General features: G+C 31.1%; 21 protein-coding genes, 4 pseudogenes and 1 other annotated feature (1 of these 26 only partly in view). Of the genes and pseudogenes, 8 read left to right on the top strand and 17 right to left on the bottom strand.

Annotation, left to right across the window (positions count from 1 at the left end; all coding sequences use genetic code 11):
* Positions 1–177, bottom strand: a binding site (T-box leader); it reaches 80 nt to the left of the window's first position.
* 66 nt (positions 178–243) lie between these two features.
* Positions 244–408, bottom strand: coding sequence for a DUF2197 domain-containing protein (locus MKX31_RS10835; RefSeq protein WP_064505453.1), 165 nt, complete (start codon positions 406–408; stop codon positions 244–246).
* Positions 409–644: 236 nt separating this feature from the next.
* Here MKX31_RS10835 and MKX31_RS10830 point away from each other — a divergent pair, with 236 nt between their 5' ends.
* Complete coding sequence (locus MKX31_RS10830; protein ID WP_340980791.1) at positions 645–1346, top strand: class I SAM-dependent methyltransferase; 702 nt, start codon at positions 645–647, stop codon at positions 1344–1346.
* A gap of 146 nt (positions 1347–1492) precedes the next feature.
* Here the strand turns inward: MKX31_RS10830 and MKX31_RS10825 are convergent, their stop codons facing one another.
* The 3 genes from MKX31_RS10825 to MKX31_RS10815 form a co-directional block, all read right to left on the bottom strand.
* A complete protein-coding gene (locus tag MKX31_RS10825) occupies positions 1493–2125 on the bottom strand; it encodes a type 1 glutamine amidotransferase family protein (protein ID WP_064475330.1) in 633 nt (210 codons plus the stop codon).
* Positions 2126–2179: 54 nt separating this feature from the next.
* Complete coding sequence (locus MKX31_RS10820) at positions 2180–3661, bottom strand: UDP-N-acetylmuramoyl-L-alanyl-D-glutamate--2,6-diaminopimelate ligase (RefSeq protein WP_340980788.1); 1482 nt, start codon at positions 3659–3661, stop codon at positions 2180–2182.
* Positions 3662–4101: 440 nt separating this feature from the next.
* Positions 4102–4614 (bottom strand): hypothetical protein, encoded by a 513-nt coding sequence (locus MKX31_RS10815; protein ID WP_000197227.1) that lies wholly within the window; start codon positions 4612–4614, stop codon positions 4102–4104.
* 506 nt (positions 4615–5120) lie between these two features.
* Between MKX31_RS10815 and MKX31_RS10810 the strand changes: the two genes are divergently transcribed.
* A complete protein-coding gene (locus MKX31_RS10810; RefSeq protein ID WP_340980786.1) occupies positions 5121–5531 on the top strand; it encodes a hypothetical protein in 411 nt (136 codons plus the stop codon).
* A 189-nt stretch (positions 5532–5720) separates the two neighbouring features.
* Here the strand turns inward: MKX31_RS10810 and MKX31_RS10805 are convergent, their stop codons facing one another.
* Positions 5721–6068: a carboxypeptidase regulatory-like domain-containing protein gene (locus MKX31_RS10805; RefSeq protein WP_340980784.1), complete on the bottom strand. Its 348-nt coding sequence runs from the start codon at positions 6066–6068 to the stop codon at positions 5721–5723.
* 11 nt (positions 6069–6079) lie between these two features.
* The gene (locus tag MKX31_RS10800) at positions 6080–7459 is read right to left on the bottom strand and encodes an aminotransferase-like domain-containing protein (RefSeq protein ID WP_340980783.1); all 1380 of its coding nucleotides are present in this window, start codon (positions 7457–7459) and stop codon (positions 6080–6082) included.
* A gap of 127 nt (positions 7460–7586) precedes the next feature.
* On the opposite strand from MKX31_RS10800, the gene MKX31_RS10795 reads away from it, so the two are divergent.
* Entirely contained in the window at positions 7587–8525 is a 939-nt protein-coding gene (locus MKX31_RS10795) for a DMT family transporter (RefSeq protein ID WP_340980781.1), read from the top strand.
* A 17-nt stretch (positions 8526–8542) separates the two neighbouring features.
* Positions 8543–10234 (top strand): M3 family oligoendopeptidase, encoded by a 1692-nt coding sequence (locus MKX31_RS10790; protein ID WP_340980780.1) that lies wholly within the window; start codon positions 8543–8545, stop codon positions 10232–10234.
* 14 nt (positions 10235–10248) lie between these two features.
* On the opposite strand, the gene MKX31_RS10785 is transcribed toward MKX31_RS10790, so the two are convergent.
* Complete coding sequence (locus tag MKX31_RS10785) at positions 10249–11337, bottom strand: helix-turn-helix domain-containing protein (protein ID WP_340980779.1); 1089 nt, start codon at positions 11335–11337, stop codon at positions 10249–10251.
* A 192-nt stretch (positions 11338–11529) separates the two neighbouring features.
* On the opposite strand from MKX31_RS10785, the gene MKX31_RS10780 reads away from it, so the two are divergent.
* Positions 11530–12477, top strand: coding sequence for a phosphotransferase enzyme family protein (locus MKX31_RS10780; RefSeq protein WP_340980778.1), 948 nt, complete (start codon positions 11530–11532; stop codon positions 12475–12477).
* 83 nt (positions 12478–12560) lie between these two features.
* Here the strand turns inward: MKX31_RS10780 and MKX31_RS10775 are convergent, their stop codons facing one another.
* Both MKX31_RS10775 and MKX31_RS10770 read right to left on the bottom strand, forming a co-directional pair.
* Complete coding sequence (locus MKX31_RS10775) at positions 12561–13310, bottom strand: aminoglycoside phosphotransferase family protein (protein ID WP_340980777.1); 750 nt, start codon at positions 13308–13310, stop codon at positions 12561–12563.
* Positions 13311–13426: 116 nt separating this feature from the next.
* Positions 13427–14221 (bottom strand): VOC family protein, encoded by a 795-nt coding sequence (locus tag MKX31_RS10770; RefSeq protein WP_064475318.1) that lies wholly within the window; start codon positions 14219–14221, stop codon positions 13427–13429.
* 250 nt (positions 14222–14471) lie between these two features.
* Between MKX31_RS10770 and MKX31_RS10765 the strand changes: the two genes are divergently transcribed.
* Complete coding sequence (locus MKX31_RS10765; RefSeq protein ID WP_064469746.1) at positions 14472–14915, top strand: carboxymuconolactone decarboxylase family protein; 444 nt, start codon at positions 14472–14474, stop codon at positions 14913–14915.
* Positions 14916–15055: 140 nt separating this feature from the next.
* Here the strand turns inward: MKX31_RS10765 and MKX31_RS10760 are convergent.
* The 3 genes and pseudogenes from MKX31_RS10760 to MKX31_RS10750 all read right to left on the bottom strand — a co-directional run.
* Positions 15056–15223 (bottom strand): annotated as a pseudogene (locus tag MKX31_RS10760) (alpha/beta hydrolase); the annotation flags it as partial.
* Positions 15224–15265: 42 nt separating this feature from the next.
* Positions 15266–16018, bottom strand: a complete 753-nt coding sequence (locus tag MKX31_RS10755) for a class I SAM-dependent methyltransferase (protein WP_340980774.1) — start codon at positions 16016–16018, stop codon at positions 15266–15268.
* A gap of 266 nt (positions 16019–16284) precedes the next feature.
* Positions 16285–16623 carry a winged helix-turn-helix transcriptional regulator gene (locus MKX31_RS10750; RefSeq protein ID WP_064469748.1) on the bottom strand — a complete coding sequence of 113 codons (339 nt, stop codon included), beginning with the start codon at positions 16621–16623 and terminating at the stop codon, positions 16285–16287.
* A 153-nt stretch (positions 16624–16776) separates the two neighbouring features.
* Between MKX31_RS10750 and MKX31_RS10745 the strand changes: the two are divergent.
* A pseudogene (locus tag MKX31_RS10745) lies at positions 16777–17494 on the top strand (SDR family oxidoreductase).
* A gap of 42 nt (positions 17495–17536) precedes the next feature.
* On the opposite strand, the gene MKX31_RS10740 reads toward MKX31_RS10745, so the two are convergent.
* Entirely contained in the window at positions 17537–18112 is a 576-nt protein-coding gene (locus MKX31_RS10740) for an NUDIX domain-containing protein (RefSeq protein WP_064475314.1), read from the bottom strand.
* Between the two features lie 342 nt (positions 18113–18454).
* On the opposite strand from MKX31_RS10740, the pseudogene MKX31_RS10735 reads away from it, so the two are divergent.
* Positions 18455–18706: pseudogene (locus MKX31_RS10735) on the top strand (MFS transporter); the annotation flags it as partial.
* Between the two features lie 269 nt (positions 18707–18975).
* Here the strand turns inward: MKX31_RS10735 and MKX31_RS10730 are convergent.
* From MKX31_RS10730 to MKX31_RS10715, 4 genes and pseudogenes are all read right to left on the bottom strand, one after another.
* On the bottom strand, positions 18976–19608 hold the full coding sequence (locus MKX31_RS10730; protein ID WP_340980772.1) for a type 1 glutamine amidotransferase family protein: 633 nt from the start codon (positions 19606–19608) through the stop codon (positions 18976–18978).
* Positions 19609–19641: 33 nt separating this feature from the next.
* Positions 19642–20610: a helix-turn-helix transcriptional regulator gene (locus MKX31_RS10725; protein WP_340980770.1), complete on the bottom strand. Its 969-nt coding sequence runs from the start codon at positions 20608–20610 to the stop codon at positions 19642–19644.
* 64 nt (positions 20611–20674) lie between these two features.
* Positions 20675–20911, bottom strand: a pseudogene (locus MKX31_RS10720) (helix-turn-helix domain-containing protein); the annotation flags it as partial.
* A 226-nt stretch (positions 20912–21137) separates the two neighbouring features.
* Positions 21138–21947, bottom strand: a complete 810-nt coding sequence (locus MKX31_RS10715; protein ID WP_340980768.1) for a MerR family transcriptional regulator — start codon at positions 21945–21947, stop codon at positions 21138–21140.
* Positions 21948–21949: the final 2 nt, after the last annotated feature.

Here is a 21949-nt window from a genome sequence, read left to right as displayed (position 1 = left end):
AAAATATGCTTATACCCTATCTCTATAACGGGAGAACCCGTCGCACCATCCCTAAACAAATTAGTTCCTTGCGCAGCTCCAAGTCTTTTTTCATTAAGATGTATACTGCTCTTTCTCAGCTACCAGAGCTCTCTGTACGTATTCTTTCTTAACTACTCTTCTCTTCCATGCCATTTTAAATATTAGTTTTTTCATATGATAATTTATAATACTTTTATTGTCAAACTTTTCCGGACAAAAAAGTTATCTAAATAAATGCTTTATTGCTTCTAATTGAATTTTATGACTACATTCATCACAACAATATGTCCCTTTCGGTTTCTCTTTAAATCGCTTATATTTTTCGCTTCCTTCGTATACACGGAATATATTTTTACAAGAAAAGCAAACAATTTCATAAAACATCATATGCAGTTTCCTCTCCATGTTTATACATTTTTTTAATTGCTTAAGATAGTCAGTTTTCTACAGTAAAACCTTAATATCCTCTTACTAAAAGGTTTACCTTCATTCTTATCGAATTATATAAATATCTTATAAGTTGAGGTGAAAATCTTGATCAGTAATATAGAATTAGTTTTAGATGCTTTAGCAAGTTTTGCTAAAGGGCCTCGTTAGAATGAAAGTATTGGAGTTGAAATACAATGAATCGTATTAATTACATAAGACAAGAAGAAAAGAAATATCATGACCTTTGCTATGAACAATACAAACTATTTGAAACTGGCTCTTGGCTTTACAAACCGGTTAAAACAGTTATGGACTTAATGGAGTACTTTGAAGGACAAAATAACTTACAAGTACTTGATCTAGGCTCTGGCGTTGGAAGAAATAGCATTCCAATTGCACAAAAAATAAAAAATGCTAGTGGTACTGTTACATGTGTGGACTTACTGGATTCTGCGTTAACAAAATTACAAACTTATAGTAAAGAACATGATGTATTTGAAGTTATAAAAACAGAACAAGCGGCAATTGAAAATTACTACATCCAACCTGATACCTATGATTATATCGTTGCAGTATCAAGTTTAGAGCATGTTAAATCAGAAGAAGATTTAACAAACTTGCTCCATTCTATGAAAAAAGGTACAAAGACTGGTGGTATCAATTGTTTAATTATAAACTCGAACATACAAGAAATTGACTTACATACGAAAGAAGAATTAGATGCTTTAATTGAAATTAACCTTCCAACTGAACATATGATATATCTATTAAAAAACATTTATAAGGAATGGAAAGAGATAAAAATTGAAATAAAAGAATTAGCTTATAATATAGTGCGAAATGGCAAACACATTCAATTAAAAACAAATGCCATTACTTTTGTCGTTCAGAAATAATAGTATAATAAAGAAGTGACTCTTTCTCTCAAATTCATTTTTATTGTACAAAATTTGTTACTTTATATATTTATTAATCAAAACACAAAAACCATGCTTCAGTATCATTAGAAACATGGTTTTTATTATTGATCATACTAAATTGCTTAGCTATTTAATGAATTCATTAACTGGAAGAAATGTTCAGGTTCATGTGTCTTATTTAATTCATACCATGAATGGAGTGTATCTGGCGCAAATACATCTAATGTTTTTAGAACTTCCATTGCAAATTCCAAAGGAGCTACTCCAGATGCAGTAATAAGATTTTCACCAGACGCTACAGGTCCCATTTCATATAAATTTTCCCCTTTATATGTAGGACAAACCATTTTCATATAATCTAAACTATTACTTGTATGCTTTCTAGAATTTAAGTATCCGTAATTTGCAAGGCCTATTGTTGCACCACAAATTGCAGCCACAATAGTACCAATCTTTAAAACTTCTTCAACTTTTTGCAATATGGGTTTATGTATGTTTTCAGTCCAAGTATTTCCTCCAGGTAAAATCAATAAATCATTACTCTCAAGTACACATTCATCTAGGGAAATATCTGGCTTTACGTTCAAGCCTCCCATTGAAATAACCATTTCTTTATTTATTCCAACTGTAACTACTTTAAAAGGTGCTAAACCCTTTTTAAAATATCTACCTGTATTAAGTTCAGCAATTAAATGTCCGTATTCCCAATCGGACATCGTATGAAATACATATAAATAAGCTTTTCTAGTTTGCATTCAATAACACTCCATTCACAACTTAATCTAATCTAGTCTTTTCTAAAAGATAATCTATTTATTATTTATAATTGCTTGTCGAGCTTTTTCTTTATCATCAAAATGAATAGTCAAATCCTTTAAAATTTGATATGTTTCATGCCCTTTCCCTGCAATCAAAACAATATCATTAGAAGATGCCATGTTTATTGCATGTTTTATGGCAAGTTCACGATCTACTTCTACTTTATAATTCAAATTATTATTCTGTGAAAATCCTTTTTCAATATCTTTCATTATTGACTGCGGGTCTTCCGAACGTGGATTATCAGAAGTAATATAAACAAAATCGCTATAACTTCCAGCAATTTCACCCATTATAGGTCGTTTTTTTTCATCTCTATCCCCACCGCAGCCGAAAACAGTAATGATTTTACCTTTTGAAAACTCGCTAATTGTAGTAAGGACATTTTCTAACGCATCGGGCGTATGAGCATAGTCCACTATTACAAGGAAATCTTGGTTTTCGTCTATAATTTCCATTCTACCTTCAATGCTCTTTAAATCAGATAAGCTGTCACTAATATTTGTAGGCGGAATACCTTCAACCAATGCAGCTGTTATTGCTGCTAATGCATTATAAACATTAAAGCGGCCTACGAGATTTAGATTAACTTTTATTTCTCCATTAAAGGCAGAAACTAAAAACTGTATTCCTTTTGAACTTAAAGTAATATCCTTCGCTTGAACATCTGCTTCATTATGTATTCCATATGTGATACCTTCAGCTGAAGTAATTTTTTTAAAGTATTCTACCGATGGATCGTCTGCATTCAAAATAGCAATTTTTTTATCTGTAGTAGAAAAATCATTTCCCAATCTTGAAAAAAGAAGACCTTTTACATGTTTATATTTCTCAAATGTACCATAGTAATCCAAATGATCTTGCGTTAAATTTGTAAAAACAGCGGTTTTAAAGTTACACCCTTTAACTCTTTCCATATGTAAACCTTGTGAGGTAACTTCCATAACACAATAATCTGTATTATGATTTTTCATCGTTTGCAAATTCCGCTGAAGTATCGGTGGTTCTTGCGTATTAATATCAGTAGGATACCATTTCGAACCAACTTTCACTCCGTTATTCCCCATAAGCCCTGTTTGAAATCCATAATCACTCAAAATCTTTTCAAGTAAATAGGAAGTAGTTGTTTTACCATTTGTTCCTGTAATTCCAATTAGTTTCATTTCATTAGATGAGTAACCATAAAAATGCGACGCAATAACTGCCATAGCATACCTAGCATCTTTAACAATTATTTTAGGTATTTCAATATTTACATCTCTTTCTACAATTAACGCCACAGCGCCATTTTTCACTGCATTTTCAACAAATTGATGTCGATCTTCAAGAAAACCATCGATACCTGATACACATATAAATAAATTTCCACTAGTTATTTTTCTAGAATCCATTTCTAATCCCGTAATTTCTACATTCATATCTCCAATGGTTTCTTTAATCAAAAACAAATCCGCCAGCTCTTTTAGTTTCAAATCCCTCGCCCCCTTACAAATTTCCCCTACTTATTTTACCACTTTATATAAAATAATGGTTTAAAATTCCATATTAGTCGGACGAAATTTAATCATCTTCAATAAACAAAAAAATAAAAGAGCACTTGTTTCCGCAAGTGCTCTTTTTGGGGATTTTGAGATACCCTATTAACGAAAGTTAAGGTTACTTAAAGTTAATAGGTATTTCTATTATATGCTTGTCCTTTTTATTTGTGCATAATCAATATATAAGAATTTATATTAACACTAAATAATTTCCTTAATTACTATTTTAGAATAAAGGTTATTCAACTCATTGCAAATAGCCTAAAAAAGATAAGCCAAAACTATTATTAAAATATAAATTTAATATCATACATTACTTGTTCAGCTACAGTATCAGCTAATTGATTAACAAATTGATAAAACAAATACTAAATTTATTTTAAACCTAAAATCGGTAATACTGTGTAATTAATCCTATATCCTTCAAACCCTGATGGCTTCACATCGTATTCCCACTTATGGAAGCATTCTGTTAACATGTATCCTACTTTTCCTTTATTCTCGTCTGTATTATGATTAATATAGCCGCATTGTTGGTGCGAGGTAATGAGATCCCCAGAAATTTTCTCCACATTCTTAAAACGGCTAAGATCAGGCGTCACATCTATCCAACTTTGATTTGTTACTTTATCATAACGAGCTTTTAAACGATAAATAATCCAACCATTTGGTTGTTTGAGTACACTATTCTCTAAAGAGGCCTTACCTGAATAGTAAGTAACTACATCAATCTCAACTTCTTCTTTGTTTTTCATATCTTCCATGAATTGTACAACTTCACTATAATCTGTTTCTTTTAGTTCTTCCTCAAAAACACCAAGTGATACTAAAATTAGTATGAACGCTGTAATTGAAAATAAGGTAATGATTATCTGTTTTCTTGTCATGTAGTTCCCCCTAATTATATTAAACACTACACATGATATGGCTTTGAATATATTCACTCTAGTGGTCTAACGTTTTTCCTCCATTTTAAATTTCACCATAATTAACCACATTATTGTTTCTAGAAATACTAAATGAAAATCATATTTTCAACATGGTTAAACTTCATTTTAAGCAGACAACAGGTAAGGTATACCTCGCCCATTACGATATGACCACCTACTAATCTTTTTCTTTTGTACAAGCAATTAATAGCCGGAATTTTCACAAAACATTTTGACGTATTACTTATTCCAATATAAAATTATATGCAAACAATCAAAATTAACCTAAAATATATAAAGGGTATACCATACTAACAGTTAAATGCTTAGATTTGTCCTTTTCCATAATTAACAAGGATAGAGTAACATGAAAATAGAGAACGAGTACCGTTACTAATCACATGCAGGTTCTTTGAAAATTACATTTTCATACTATAAACATAAATAAAAGGGGTACATACGAAATGAACGGTTTAATGGAAAATAATTCAAGAACTTTGTTCCTTCTCTTTGTAAGTATAATTGTACTAGTATTTCAAACTATTATTTTTGTAAGAATAGTAAGAAACTGGTTCAAAACCAAAAATATAGATAAATTAAAAGAAGATAAACAGTATATTAAAAAGCTAACTATAGTATACATAGCAATTATGGTAATAGGCGCTATTACAAACTTACCTTTATTCGGATTTATATTGTTAGGTTTTATGTCTAATACTATTATATTAATGTCTTTAAAGATAGAATTGTCTAATACAAAATCAAGTCAGTTGAAAACTGTGAAGAACTCAAAGCTCATGTTATGGTTTGTAATGAACACTATACACTTAGTGCTTTTCTTTGTTGAGGGGATAAAACTCATTAAACGTATATAAGGCGATACTTTGGGATAACGATACGAGTTCTTACGCATCACTTAGCTACACTTTAAAGTTATCATTTATTGGTAATTTATTTCCATTTAAATTACTTATGTCCTAAATAAAAAGAGCACTCAGCTATTGAGTGCTCTAAAAAATATTAATTCTACACATTTTCCTTGTAATGATTTCATATAATTTCTATTACTTTTTATTACTCAGTTCTATCACTTCCGGTATATGATTACTATCATATTTCCTCGTATAGGTTTCACCATCTGGAGTAACTAATTGTAATACAATCTCACCACAAACTCCATTTAGTATTTCAAATTCGCCTTGTGTATTTGAAATACTGCGTTCCTTACTTTCGATTGAATCTTCATAAATTTTCACATTAGATATAGGTTCGTTATTTTGATTTACCATAATACCTCTTGAATACTTACCAACCGCAATGCATTGGTCATCTTTTTTATAATATTTAGTCACAACTATAGCTCCAATTATTATAGCGATACACACAAACAAGAGAATTATTTTGCGTCTCACAACACCCCCCCTTATTCATTTTTTTCTTTTTTAAATTGAAAGGTTATACGTTCCACTTGTTTGATTTCCTCAATTACTTTACGAATTCCTTCTTCAATCCTATCTTCCTTCACATTCGATACGTTTAACTTTAATAGTCTATCTTTCGGAAAACCTCTCAAATAATTTTTATCAATCGCATCAATACTTATTTGCATTTCATTTAATCTATGGAAAAACATTTCGGAAATACTCGTTTTGTGTAATTTTAAACAAGTGTGGATTCCAATTGTATTTTGCTTTTTATATGTGAATAAAAGCGGGTTTTCACTATGAGTTATTTCTAATGTTTCTGCTAGTTTTTTAGATCTATCGTGATAGGAAGATTTAATTTTATTTTTATGACGTTCAAACATGCCACTCTTTATATAAATTTCTAAAGCAGCTTGGGATATCATCGGGCTATCGATATCTAAAATCTTTTTATATGTATGGAAAGCATTCGCTATTACCGGTGGGATTACTGCTATGCCCACTCGTAAACCTGGAAAAATAATCTTTGAATAACTTTTCAAATATATGACATGATTCCCATTATCCAAGCTATATAACGGATCTGCTTTTGAATCCATTTCTAAATCTGCTAAATAATCATCTTCAACTATATATACATTATATTTCTTAGCCAATAACACAATTTTTTCTTTCTCATCTTTAGAATAAGAAGTTCCGAGCGGATGATGATATCTTGGTATTGTATAAAAGAATTTTATTTTACCTGTTCGAAAAATGCGTTCCAATTCATTTAAGTCAATACCTTCATTCGTACGTTTAATACCAATTACAGGAATTTTGTTTATTTCTAGATATTCAATATATAGATGATATGTTGGTTGTTCAATTAATATCGTTTCATTTTCATTTGGAAATGGTATAGAAGTTAATATTGCTAGCGCCTGCTGTACACCTGACGTTATAAAAATATTTTCTTCTTTAGTGAAGACTTGATAGTTTACCAGTTGTTGTTGAATAACCGGAATTAAAGACGGTAAACCTTTTGGCGTACCATATACGAACAAGTCATTTTTATATGTATCAATGGCTTTATTTATACAATGTTGAAAATCTACATATGGAAAAACATCTGGATCTGGTGCTGAGGAAGCAAAATCAATTATCTCTTCATTTTCTACAACCTCCCCTGATTTTCGAACAACGTAGTATCCACTTTGAGGGACGGAATAAATAATATGACGCTTTTCTAATTCATGTAGCGCTCGTATTACTGTCGCCTTATTGCATTCATATTTCGTAACGAGTGTCCGAATAGACGGTAGTTTCTTTCCTTCTTTTATCTCCCCATTTTGAATCATACTTTCTAAGTCGTTGAAAACATGTAAATACTTATACATCATTACCACCTCAACATTTAATTTGTACCGGTACAGTTTGTGATTATTCACATTGTAGCACTAGATCATAAAGATTACTATGTACGTATACTGGCCAGTAAGAAATCAATTACTATGAGGTGAAATTATGAAACTTACAACAAAGGCATATTTATCAGCTTTACTCTATTCATTTATTATTGGATTCTCCTTTATGTTTGTGAAATTAGCATTAACTGTTACAAGCCCACTTGATACCCTTGCTCATCGTTTTACAATTGCTTTCATAGCAGCAAGCATTCTCATTGTTTTCGGTTTCGTAAAGTTAAATATGTCATTCAAAAATATACTTCCCCTTTTACCACTTGCAATATTTTATCCAGCACTATTTTTTGCTTTCCAAGCATTTGGCTTAGTGTATACAAGTTCATCCGAAGCTGGAATTATACAAGCGGCTATTCCTATATTTACGATGATGTTAGCTTCCTATTTTTTAAAAGAGTATACAAATACATGGCAAAAAATATCTGTACTCATTTCTGTTATCGGTGTCATTTATATATTTATCATGAATGGTATAAGGACTCATGAAACTAGTTTCATAGGTGTTATTCTTATTTTGCTATCGGCATTATCATCTGCTTTCTATAATGTGTTAGCTCGAAAAATGACGAAGAAATTCAAACTAATGGATTTAACTTACACAATGACAGTAATCGGCTTTATTAGCTTTAATTTAATCGCAATCGCCAGCCATATAAGCAAAGGTACTATAACGGCATACTTTAAACCGTTTACGAATGGAACATTTCTTATCTCCATCTTATATTTAGGGTTACTATCTTCCTTGCTGACGGCATTGCTATTAAATTATTCCTTATCATACATTGAAGCCGCTAAAATAAGTGTTTTTAGTAACTTATCTACACTTATTACAATTATCGCAGGCGTTATTTTTTTACACGAGCAAATTTCTTATTTTCATATCATTGGTACAATAATGATTATTTTTGGTGTAATAGGCACAAATTTTTTGGGTAAAAAAGGAATTACAGTGGAAAAGAAGAATATCTCCATGAATAAATAAAAAGTGAGGGATATGTCATGCAGCGCTTAAACACGATTGATATTAGTAACGTTCTAGAATTAGAAAACACTCTTTCTACTTTAGAAAATGAAGTGATTTCTTCAAAACTAGAACTCGAAAATTGGTTAAAAAAACAATCTACATTCATTTGGGAAATTGAAGAACAATTAACATCTCACTATATCGCCTTTCAATGTAGTACAGATAATAAAAAAATAAAAGATACTTTTGAATATGACCAACAATTTGTCAGGCCTCTTTTGAAACGTTATCAAAATTCATTTGATAATAAATATTTAGAGTCCCCTTTTCGAATGGAACTTGATCCAAAAACGTATAGCTTACTAGATAAAAAAATAAAGAATGCGCAGACTTTATTTTGTGAAAAGAACATTGATTTAGAAGTAGACGAAGACAAACTAGTAACCGAGTACTTCGAAATTACAGGTGGTTTAACTGCACTATGGGACGGTGAAGAAAAAACAATTACTGAACTACAGTCTTACTTACAAGATCCGGATCGTAATATACGAAAAAAAGCGAAAACACTCATTTCTGAAACATTCTTATCTGTTGAAGATACATTACAACAGATATTAAATGAATTAATCGTAATACGTCACCAAAAAGCAAAAAACATTCAATTAGATAATTATCGTGATTATATGTTTAAAAAACATGAACGTTTTGATTATACACCTGAGGATTGCTATGAACTTGCTGAATCTATTCGTAAATACGTAGTACCACTTATCAATAAAATATTTAATGAGAAAACATCTGAACTTCAAGTAGATAGTCTTCGTCCATGGGATCTAAAAGCAACCGCACCAAATCAAAAAGCATTAAAACCTATCGAAGACGCCAGTGAATTAATCGAAAAAAGTTCTCATATTTTACACAAACTAGATCCTGAATTTTCTAGGTTACTGGACCGTATGCGTAAAAATAATTGCTTAGATTTAGAAAGTCGTAAAGGAAAAGGACCAGGAGGATTTTGCGAATATTTACCTGCTTCTCGATTATCTTTCGTTTTTATGAATCTCAATCATACACATTATGATGTTACTACTTTCCTCCATGAAATGGGTCATAGTATTCATAATGAATGTATGAAGCAGTTAGAACTTCAAAAATATTTGGAAATCCCTTCTGAATCAGCAGAACTCGCTAGCATGACAATGGAATTATTTTCGATGGAGTATTGGGATACATTTTATGAGAATACTGAAGAATTTATAAAAGCAAAATTAGATTTCTTTATAGATATTGTTAAGTACTTACCACAAATGCTTATCGTTGATCAATTCCAACATTGGATGTATAAGAATCCTAATCATACTGCTAAAGAAAGAAATGCAAAGTATTTAGAATTACATAACACTTACCAATCGAACGTCGTAAATATTGAAGGGTATGAAAATTGGATTGCAACTGGTTGGTTACCTGTACTACACATATTCGAAATACCATTCTATTACATCGAATATGCTATCGCACAACTTGGTGCACTACAAATGTATAAACAATATAAAGAAAATCCTAAACAAGCAATAGAAAATTATAAAAAGGCTTTATCATTAGGTAGCTCTAGATCTTTAACGGAAGTATATGAAGCAGCTGGAATTCATTTTGATTTTTCTGGTGAAACAATTAAAGAACTAATGTTATTAGTAGAGGGCGAATTAGAGTCATTTGAACAATTGTAAGAAAGAAGCTGTTCCTATATTTTAGGTTCAGCTTTCTTCTTTATTTTATTTATTAGTTCTATGTACTGAGAATCACCATATCCGATTGTCGAAAAGAGTTTAAACAACTTTGTTAATAATTCTTGAGTTGATAAATCTTTATTTTTAGAGATGAATTTTACTACGATATTATCTTCTTTTAACATATTTAAATATAAGTCTATAGCTTGATAGATTACAGGTGGTACTTTATAGGATGTTTTTTTATGATTCACTACTACTTCATCGTATATAGAAGAATAATTTCCTAATTCCAGTTCAAGTTGACTTACTTTAAATTCATCTTCTCTGAAGCTATTTAAGTATACCTTCCCTTCATAACAAGATTGTTCTAAGTATGAAAGTATGGTAAGTAAGTTCATTTGGCAGAACATATCTTCACCAAACCATAAAACAATGCATTTATACTTTTTCGTAAAAAGATTTTCTAACGGATCTATAACTTTTTTTGTATAACTTTCTACTGAACTATTATGTCCTTCTGCTCTTGTTTTAATAAATTCTTCATTAAAAACTTGTGTAGTAGCCGTGTTTACACACATCGCTTCGTTAAATGGGGCATAATCAGACTCACCCATTAGCTTCTCCGTTTTAAATTCTTCATACATCATTTGACCATTCAATATGTTTAATACATCTTTATCAAACAACTCATTATTATTGCTACGTAACTGCTCAACCTCTAATTTTCTAGAAATATTCATTTTTAACTCCTCTTCTATTTTTAGTTTAATAAATGATTGAATAGGCATTTTGTTAAGTTGGAATTCTCTTGGATTCATTCCAAAAACATTTTTGAAAGCTCTACTATAAGCCTCTTGCGAAGAATAATTGTAATCCAATGCAATATCTATTATCTTTCTATCATTCTTCAAATCCCCCGTAGATAAATACAGTCTTCTTAAAAGAATATAACGCCTAATACTCATGCCTGTTACTTGGTGAAATCTAAAAGAACAGTAATACGGAGAATAACCCATATAACGCGATAATTCATTTAATGAAAATTCTTCTTTTAAATTGCTCTCAATCCAATCAATCATTTGCTGTATATGTTCATTCATTTACTTCACTCCTTATTTATAAGTATAAAAGAGAGTCATTTCTTTCTTTTGATATTTCTTGTGTTTTATAACATGAGCCATTCATTACTTCATGCTTCATTTTAAAGGATATCAAAAATAAAACACGAATGTTGTATATTAAGAATCTTTTAGTTCTCAAATAAAAAATTAAAGTTTGGAAAGGAAGTTACAATGAACGAGCTAGAAAAAGAAATACTCCAATTAATAAATGAACGATATCCATTAAATTTTATTAACATTAAACCCATAACGAATGAAATGTATCAATGTAACGCACAACAAGGTACTTATTTCATTAGAATTACAAACTACAAAACATATGCAGAACAATTAGAAGAAGTTACATATACGAATTTTTTATATCAAAATGGCTTAGGTGTTCCACCAATAATCCCTTCTTTACAAGGAAATTTTGTAGAAAAGTTTCCATTAGACAAGGAGATTTTTGCTGTATTATATAAAGCTGCTCCTGGTATACATTTACCGAGGTGTGATTGGAATTCAAATATATTTAAAAAGCTTGGTAAACAAATTGGAAAATTACATCGCATTTCTAAAAGCTTTGAACAGACTAATTCGGTTAAACATATAAACGATTGGTATGAAAATGAAGAATATAATTTTCTTAAGTATATCTCTAAAGAAGAAACTACTATAAGAGAAATTGCATCTGACGTTTTAACTTCTATAAAAGAGCTACAAAAATCCACTTCCAATTACGGCTTAATTCACGGAGATTTATGGCTGGAAAATATATTAGTTGAAAACAATTCAAACATAACAATGATTGATTTTCAAGACTGCGAAAAACATTTTTACATATTTGATTTAGCCGTTCCTATTTATAGTGCGATAGAATATTCATTTGCTGGAAATGGGAATATCGTTAACTATGAGCATTCTATTACAAAAGCACTAGTTGAAGGATATAAAGAAGAAAATGAACTCCCTAAAGAGATGATAGACAAGTTTCCATTGTTTATAAAATTAAAGGAGATTTTTGAATATAGCTTAATGCATATGTATTGGGGTAAAGAAGAATTAACTGAGGAACAAATACGGATAATAAATCTTTATAGGATGAAGATGGAAACTAAATATACCTATATCAATGTTTAAAAATGCTATTGTTTAACTACAAGGAAACTTAGTTTAACAACAGCATTTATTAATTGGCTACTAGACAACCTTTGTTTTATTACTTATAAATACTGATTCAATAATTTGTTTAAATCCACTTCATTTTGCGGAGATACTTTCTCTGAAAATCTAGCTCCAATCATAATAGGAGCCCATTGAAAGATCTCATCTCTTGTTAGATCGGTATTACTGCAATATATTCGCAAATACATTTCCGCTAATTCTATATAAGACTGCGCATACAATAAATATGTACGAAACACATCTGCACGAATATCACCTGAACAAGCATCTACCCAGTCTATAATATTTACATTCTTTTCACTCAAAATTAGATTAAATGGATGGAAATCACCATGGCATAATCTAGGTTCAAATTTGATTGAATATAACTTATTCAATATACTTTCCTTTTGTTTTTCATCCAATTTATGTACATATTTAATTTGACGCTCTAACCTTTCCCCCATCGCTTCCATTTCATCCGTATTCACACGTATGGCATGAATCTTTTTTTGTTCATTAACACAAATATTTATGTAATGCTCTGCCTCATTTAGATTATTAAGCAGGAGATCCCCCATACTGTCACCTTTTACGTATTCCATAATAATTGCCTGTCTATTTTTTATCTTTGTCACTTCAAATACGTTCGGAACTGATAGTCCACATGAATAAGCATATTTTTGTTTTTTTGCTTCATTCATAGACTCTGTATCAGGCAGATATTCATTAAATAATTTTACAACCTTAGTATTATAGAGATAGATTTCTGCTGTATTCCCTTTAGCTATCGGATTTCCTAAATTCAATTCATTTCTCTCCTTACTGTAAATTAAGCTGACACATTATACTCCCCTATAAATTCAGTGTAATTATGCTGAAACCCTTCTCCACGAAAATATAAAAAACTTACCACTTTCTATCCTTAAATAGAAAGTGGTAAGTTTAATTTACTAGGAATATCGGAAGGGAAATTTGGTGTATGCACAATTGAAAATGCATATCCCTGCTCAATAAATGATACTTCATTATGTTTACATTGAAATGGGACACTATTTTTCTTAAAGTTAATTTGGATTTGCTGTAAAAATGCTTGATCTGTTGTTCCGAAAGATACGTGTACTTTTGGTGGTAAAGCTTTCATCGCAATCGGGATCCAAGGTCGCTGCCACCAAGTTGCAACGATGTATGCAGTGCCACCTATAACAAAGTTGAAAATATCCCCATCTTTCATCGTTTTCATATTTAGATTGGATTTTAACCATTCTGTAAATACAGGTACACTTTTAACAGGAAGTCCGATTTCCCTTACATATAAAATATTTAAAGGGGACTGCGGTACTAATACATCTTCTTTAACATAACTATGTGCGATAATTTCGAGTAGATTTCCATCCCCGTCTTTAAAGTATACATTGTATAAACCATTCTCTTCACCAATTACATTTCCATTTTGCCATTTCACAATGAGTAATCCAGAATCCTTTAGCCATCTTACTGTTTCAAGAAATTTTGAATATGGAATCTCAAAAGCAAAGTGAGCAGGTGCAATTGGTTCATATACTTCTTGAAAACTAATTGTTGTATAAGGTGTTACTTCAAATTGAATAAATGATGCTGTTTCTTTTTTTATTGGAAAAGATAATATGTCCTTATAAACTTGTTTTACCCCTTCTATGGAAACCGTTTGTAGTTTTATATCTGATATATGTGTAATCATTGTAATAAACCTCCAAATTCATAATATCTATTAGTATTGTATTTCAAAAACTAACAGGAAGAATCCATCTGGAGATTGAAACTTTAATTAACAAAATAATACTTTTGTATTAGAGCAGTTACGCTAACATTTCCGGCTAATGCAATAAAATTTTAACTTCAAGCGTTTTGCGCTATAGTTCAAATAATTGGTATAAACGACCATATCAAGATATAATGAACAATATCTTAAGCTAAAGGAGTGATGTTTTGTGAACCAAAGAATTTCTTACTATGATGCTGCACCTGATGCTATGAAAATTATGATGGACATGGAAAAGTACACAAAGCAATCAACGATTAATCGAATGACTAGAGAGCTTATTAAAATTAGAGTTTCTCAGATCAATGGTTGTGCTTACTGCTTAGATTTACATACATCTGATGCGCGAAAAATGGGAGAAACTGAACAAAGGATTTATTGCTTAAGTACTTGGGATGAATGTACTTTTTATACAGAAGAAGAAAAGGTCGCTATTGAACTAGCTGAACATATTACACTAATTCCTACTAAAAGAGTTCCTGATTCCCTATACAAACGAGTATGTGAACATTATGATGAAAAACAATATATTGACCTTGTCTTGATTATTAATCAAATTAATAGTTGGAATAGAATTTCTATCGCGATGGGAAATACACCTGCTAAAAAATAAAACTGTAAGTGAAAATCTTACTTACTCTATACGTTATTTCTATATTACATACGCTCCAAAAGGTTGATTTTTATATATTACAAAAATCAACCTTTTGGATTTAACTTTACCGATGTTTTCTTATTTCTTCTACTATAACTTTCGGATAATCCCAATGTTTCGTCCTTATGCATACCTCTTACAATATTAACCGTTGTTGTACCTCTCGCATGCCAGCAGACTTTATAATTTATTTCTATACCCAGGTCCTTAACTCCAATCTCTAGTAATGAAGACCATCTTGTATAACCTTCTTTTCCACACAAAAAGCTGCTTTTTTTAAAGAAAAGCAGCTTTTAATCTATAACACATTATAATTTAACAGCAATAATCATAAACCTTTTTGAATTCGTACGAATCCCTTTTTCAGAACTATTTGCATCAATGAACTTTTGTAAAATAGTAAAATCCTCTTCCTCTTCTCCAAATCTAGGAATAATAGGCGTATGTTTTAACAAGAAAATAAGATCTTCAGGCGTACTGTAATAATCAGTAATATTATATTCACGTACTTGCACGAATTCAAATCCTGCATGAATAAGTTCCCTCATATACTTCTCTTTTAAAATTCCATCTTTTTCGCCTAAGCATTGCCCTCTTCCAAATGCTTCTTTCAAGTTCAATTTATCATGTTCGCTAATTTGTTGTGTTAAGAAAATAGCACCTTTTTTCATTACTTTTGCTAATTCAGATGCTATAAACGGTGCATGACAACTTGAAGCTATATCAAAATGCGCATGCGGAAACACTAAAGCTTCAGAATCCATTTGAAGAAACTCAACATTTTGTACACCTGATTTTTTCAAGTTAGAATGTGCTGTTTCAATCATTCCGTTAGAATTATCTATTCCAATTAATAATTTAGCCGAAGATGCTATGTTAAGTACATTCTCTCCTCCACCTGTACCAACATCAAGTAATATATGTGATTGCTTGCATCTTTCTTTTACCTCTCCATAAAAGTCCCATGTATCTCCTACAGTTTCACATTTTATTTTACTAAAATCCCATCCATTTAATCTTCCTACTTTATCATAAAAGTTTTTGTACTCTAATTCGTTCATTTCATTATTTCCCCTTTGTTAATGTGCATGAAATGTTTAATCCTGATCATCATCGAAATAGACTTATAGTTTATATTTTTATTAATCTCCTTTTATATCTGGTACGCATCTTTCAATCCCAAACGACTACTTACTTCGAGTAATACATAAATTCATCCCACTACAATTAAAAGAAAATATGTACGATAACATCATTTAATTCAGTATATTATAAAATACAAATTATTGAAATAGCAGCTTTATACATTTCAGTTTACATAATATATTTACAGTTCATCTTCATTAATATATTCTAAATGTCTTCTTCCCCAACCACACATGCTATCTAACACAGTACTTACTGTTTTTCCATGTTCAGATAAACTATATTCCACTTTAGGTGGTATTTCTTGATAAATTTCTCGTTTTATTAGTTGATCTTGCTCTAATTCACGCAATTGCTTCGCTAACGTCCCTTGAGATATATCTGGTATTAATCGCTTTAATTCACCAAATCGTTTTGTTCCATCAGTTAATAATATAAACAAAATGAGTGGCTTCCATTTCCCTCCGATGATTTGTAATGTCGCTATTACTCCTTTTAATTTCGGTTCTTGTAAATCCATTTTCTCACCTCTCAAATCCACATAAATAGCGGTTAGTACGAAATTTGCGACTATGTACATATAAAGTGCGTACTTTTCACTCGCTATCTTTTAGCGAATAATAAAAGCATAGCAATTTTATTTTAAAGTTTTTATTAAGGGAGTGGCTAAAATATGTCTATTACTACATTAAAAGATAATCGTATCGTTATCATTGGTGGGAGCTCAGGTATCGGATTAGCAACAGCAAAACAAGTAATCGAACAAGGAGCACATGTTATTATTGCAGGGCGTTCGAAAGAAAAACTAATGATTGCTCAAGAAATAATAAGTAACAACCGTCTTCAAACTTATGTATTGGATAATCAGGATAAAAACCAATTAGAAGATTTTTCCAAAAAAGCTTGGGAATTTTGATCATTTGTTCACCCCAGGAGCCTCTTATACCCTTGGACCAATTACTGCTACGGATGATATTGCTGAAAGCAGCTTTATCGGCAAGTTTTGGCCACAATATTATGCCGTAAAATATGCAATTCCTTTTCTTTCAGACTCCGGATCTATCGTATTAATGTCCGGTGCATTTAGTCAAAAACCGCTTAAAGGGGCACCTGCTTATGGAGCTTGTAATGGTGCTATTGAGAGTTTAGGGAAAGCTTTAGCTGTTGAAATAGCTCCTATAAGAGTTAATGTTGTTTCCCCTGGAACGATACGGAGGGAAAATGAACAAAACGAAAATAGACTAGCTGCTTATGAAGCTTATAAATCTCTTTCTCTTCTAAAGAGGCCTGGGCATAATGATGAAATTGCACATACTGTTCTATATTTAATGCAAAATAGTTTTACTACAGGCAATGTATTGTTTCCTGATGGAGGATACACATACCATTAAATTATTTAAAACAAAAGCCCCTTATTAAGGTGGCTTTTGTTGCTAATTTAGAAACTGCTGCAGTAATAAAGGATCCTCTTTTAAAATTCCTGCTAAAAACATAAGTTGTGGAAAAGGTTGTAAGATTAACTCTTTATTCATTTTTTCTTTCAATACAGCTATTCCATCTTGCTTAATATAATCGTTTAGTGTTATTTCTTTACTACAAATTAGCCTAATATCACTTACTGAAAGTAATAAGAGCCCGTTCGTTTCAGAGGATGGAGTTGGTTCATTTTCTGCATGTGCCATATACATAATAGATAAAGTTTCATCTGGACTATCAATAATTAAAATTGGATTGACTTCATTTTCTACTTTTACTTTCTTTGATTGTGCATTCCAATTCTCTTTATAATATGTAATTGGTGAACTCAATATAGCAATATCGATAGTAGCTTCTTCTTTCACTTCTCTTTTAGCTGTTTCTACTGCTGTTTCATCCCCTTCTTTATGTCCTCCGAGCCTTACTACACCTAATGTATCACCTTTATTCGTTGGACCAACTTGAAAAACAAATAAATTCTTATATATTACATACGCACCAGCTGTTCGCACATTCTTATCTATATGTATCAATATTTTCCCTCCTAACGACCTTTGAATAAAATAGTTTACTATAATTTTATTATGTATTTAAATTATCTTCAATCCAACACACAGCATCAAGTAGGTTTTGCGCTATATACTCAGGTACTGTTTCTTTCCACGAATGTCTATACTTTGTTAATGAATTTTCTCCCCATCCTGTTCGCAATTAAATCTTTTTCATAATACTGCCCTCATTTTTATTTCCTCCTTTAGATTTTAAAAATACCTATAAAAAGTAGGATTCATCTAAAAATTACAGAATTCTATATATAACAAGTATTGGACGGATGATTTTCAAATTCCTCTATAATAAAGGTGGTTCAAACAGTTGTGAAATTTATACTAGAACGCAGGCTTACCATTAAGACAACTTTCTCTAAAGAATACAAGATTTTCATTTTTGGTTTACTCATTTCACGAATTGGAGATTCACTATATACTTTTGCATTGCCTTGGATTGCCTATCAATTAACCGGTTCAGCTGTAATTATGAGTTCTTTATTTACTATTAATTTGCCAATTGTTTTATTCGGCCCTTTAGTTGGTGTAATGATTGATCAATACGATCGAAAAAAGTTACTATGGATGGAAAGATAATTATGTATGATTGGTTAATTGAAATTGAAGAACGAAAATATCCATTACACTCCGCTCATTTTGTACATTTTTAAATAAAATTTTGACAGTAGTTGACGAATCGAATCAAGAAGTAATTTCTCTTGATATTTACGGATAAGTTGATAAAAGGGTAGCGTCAGGAAAATACGAATTTACAACGATAAGAAAATTCCAAATTAAAAAGCCCAACTTCTCTACAAATCAAAATAGAGAAATTGAGCTTTTCAGTTACTTCATTTATTTATTGAATTCATTAACTTGAAGAAGTATTTAGGTTTATGAGTCTTATTTAGGTTATACCATGAATGTAATGCATCTGGTGTAAATACATCTATTTTTTTCAGTACCTCCATTGCAAATTCCAGAGGAGCTATTCCTGATGCAGTAACTAAATTCGTATCAGATACCGCAGATTCCGACTCATAGAACTTTTCTCCTTTATAGTTAGGACATACCATTTTAGTATATTCTAAGTTATTACTTGTATGCTTTCTAGTATCTAAGTATCCCATATTCGCGAGGCCCTCAGTTGCACCACAAATTGCAGCAACAATAGTACCAAGCTTTAAAGCTTGGCCAATTGTTTCCAAGATCGGTTGATGAATTTCTTCACTCCAAGTAGTCCCTCCTGGTAAAATTAAAAGATCTTTACTCTCAAGAGTACATTCATCAAGGGAAATATCTGGTTTTATACTTAGTCCTCCCATAGTAGTAATCATTTCTTTATTAGCTCCTACTGTAATTACTTTTAAAGGTGCTAAATCTTTTTTAAAATATCTTCCTGAGTTTAATTCTGCAATTAAATATCCATATTCCCAGTCCGACATTGTGTTAAATACATATAGAAATACTTTTTTTGTTTGCATCCAATAACACTCCAATCACAATTTATATAGCTATTATAATATAACTTGATGAAATTTTATTAATTCTGAAAGAACTTCAATAAGTCTTTTCTTAAGACTTATTGGCTCAATAACTTTAATAGATTTATTGTACGGCAAAAGTAAATAAGGTACATATGTATGTATTATATCTTTTTCAAGAAGAAAAACTGCTTGATTTGAAGTCCGTTCTTGTAAATAATGTCCTAAAAACCAATGTTGGCAAATATCAGCCAATACACTTTTATCCCCATTAATAACCAAAGAAATAGTCCCTTCCTTATCTTCTATAGTTGGAAGAAGACCTTTTATAAAAAAGTCACGTGCTGAAAAATTTTCTGGTCGGTTAAACTTATTTTCTGTTAGCATTAGACTTTCAATTCGATCTACTCTGAAACTACGGATATCATTCCTAAGATGACAAAATCCAATCACATACCACTTATTATTCCAATAGATAATTTTGTACGGATCGACCAATCTATAATTTAATTGCTTTTCACCACTTTTATGGTAAATAATTTTTACTGAGTACCCGTCAGCTACCGCCTGCTCCAACTCCTTCAAAAAAGGTTCCATAGAGAGCGAACTTAATCGACTTATTACTTCAAGACTAGCTAAATGTTGGTTTATCTTTGTTTCCTGCTCTTGATTTGAGTATTTACTTAGTTTTGAAATGGCCCTATTTAGTGCTTCACCTCCATAATATCCCGCTTCTTCTGCAAAAACAGCAGCGTGAAATAGTGCAGTTTGCTCCTCAAAATCAAAAAAAAGAGGAGCCTCAATAAAATTGTTCAATAAAGTGTATCCACCGTTATGTCCTGGTTCTGAAATGATAGGTACGCCACTTGTTGAAATTGTATCAATATAACGATACACAGTCCTTATATTCATCTCTAACTTTTCTGAAATTTGTTTTGCAGTAATTTTTTCACCTGAACGAAGCATCCATAGAATTGCTAACATATTGTCAATTTTAGGCATATAATTCCACCTCTATATGAAATTTATTTTCTATTGTAATATTTCCTATTTTTAGTATAACTCATCAACTGTTCCTTTCCGATAGCTTTCTATATAATGAGAACCTAGACACATTTGTAATTTCACAAATTTGATTTACAGTCATATCTCCCTCTTTATTAAGCTTTACTGCATGATGTTTATGGTACTTCTTTAACCGACCTTTAAACTTTCCTTCTTTCTTAGCCAGTTCAATTCCTTCACGCTACCGCATACGGATAAGATCACGTTCTGGTTGGTTTACACCCGCCATAACCGTAATCTTGCACCATATGTCACCTTTTTGCTGGGAACATATTAATTTGCTAGGAAAATACCATTTTAATTCAGAGAAAGTGATCTCATTAGATTCTTTAAGGCCACTGAAACTTTCTTAACATTATTAAAAACGGGAGAATCGTCAGGAAAAAAGGTTTAGCATTGTAACATTTCCCTGACGGTACCCATAAAGAAAAAAGGCATTAATTATATGCCTTTTTTCTTTATCATCATTTAACTGGATAACAAACTTCTGTAACCCACTTATTAGGATCCGATTCCATCGATGGGCTCACATGATAAATATTATACATTGGACCTGCTAATTCGTAACCTTCTGTCTCAATCCATTTTGCTGCAGCCTCATTTACAGCTGTCATTTGTTCATAACTTCCATTAACCGTTATGGAAGCTACATTAGTTGATTCAATATTTTTAAATGTAACGTCTTTTGTCTTTTCGTGCTTCCCTAAAATACTTAGCTGTATTTCTACATCTACATCATTTTCTTTGTATTCACGATCATGGAAAACTGCAATACTATAACTCGGATGGGCAATGCTAATATTTTTCATTTGTATTTCTTGCATTAATATACCCCATAAATCCCCTTCGCGATTATAAGATGGAATAACCTTTCTAACACTAGCTACATTTCTTTCTGGAATTTCTTTTATTGAAACATGATAGTTCATCTCAACAACATCCTCTCTCATCGTTTTCATTGAGGCTTCGAGAAGACGTAATTGTTTTTGGAGGTCATCCATTTCATCCTTTATTTGAGCACTACGATTTTCAAATTGTAATTTTATTACTTCCATATTATCGCTCTCTACTATTTCTTTAATAGTTGCAATATTAAACCCCATATCTTTTAATGTTTGAATTTGATTTACTTTCTTTAATTGGGCTGCTGAATAATATCGATATCCACTTTGTTCATCGACCTTTACTGGCTGTAATAATTCCACTTTATCGTAGTGTCTCAACATACGTATACTAATGGAAGATAGTTTTGAAAAATCCCCTATTTTAAACATGT

It is taken from the genome of Bacillus sp. FSL M8-0063 (genome assembly GCF_038005545.1).
In the GTDB taxonomy this organism is placed as follows: Bacteria; Bacillota; Bacilli; order Bacillales; family Bacillaceae_G; genus Bacillus_A; species Bacillus_A wiedmannii.
Note: the sequence above shows the minus strand (reverse complement) of the source record. Positions and strands in the feature narration are given on the sequence as shown.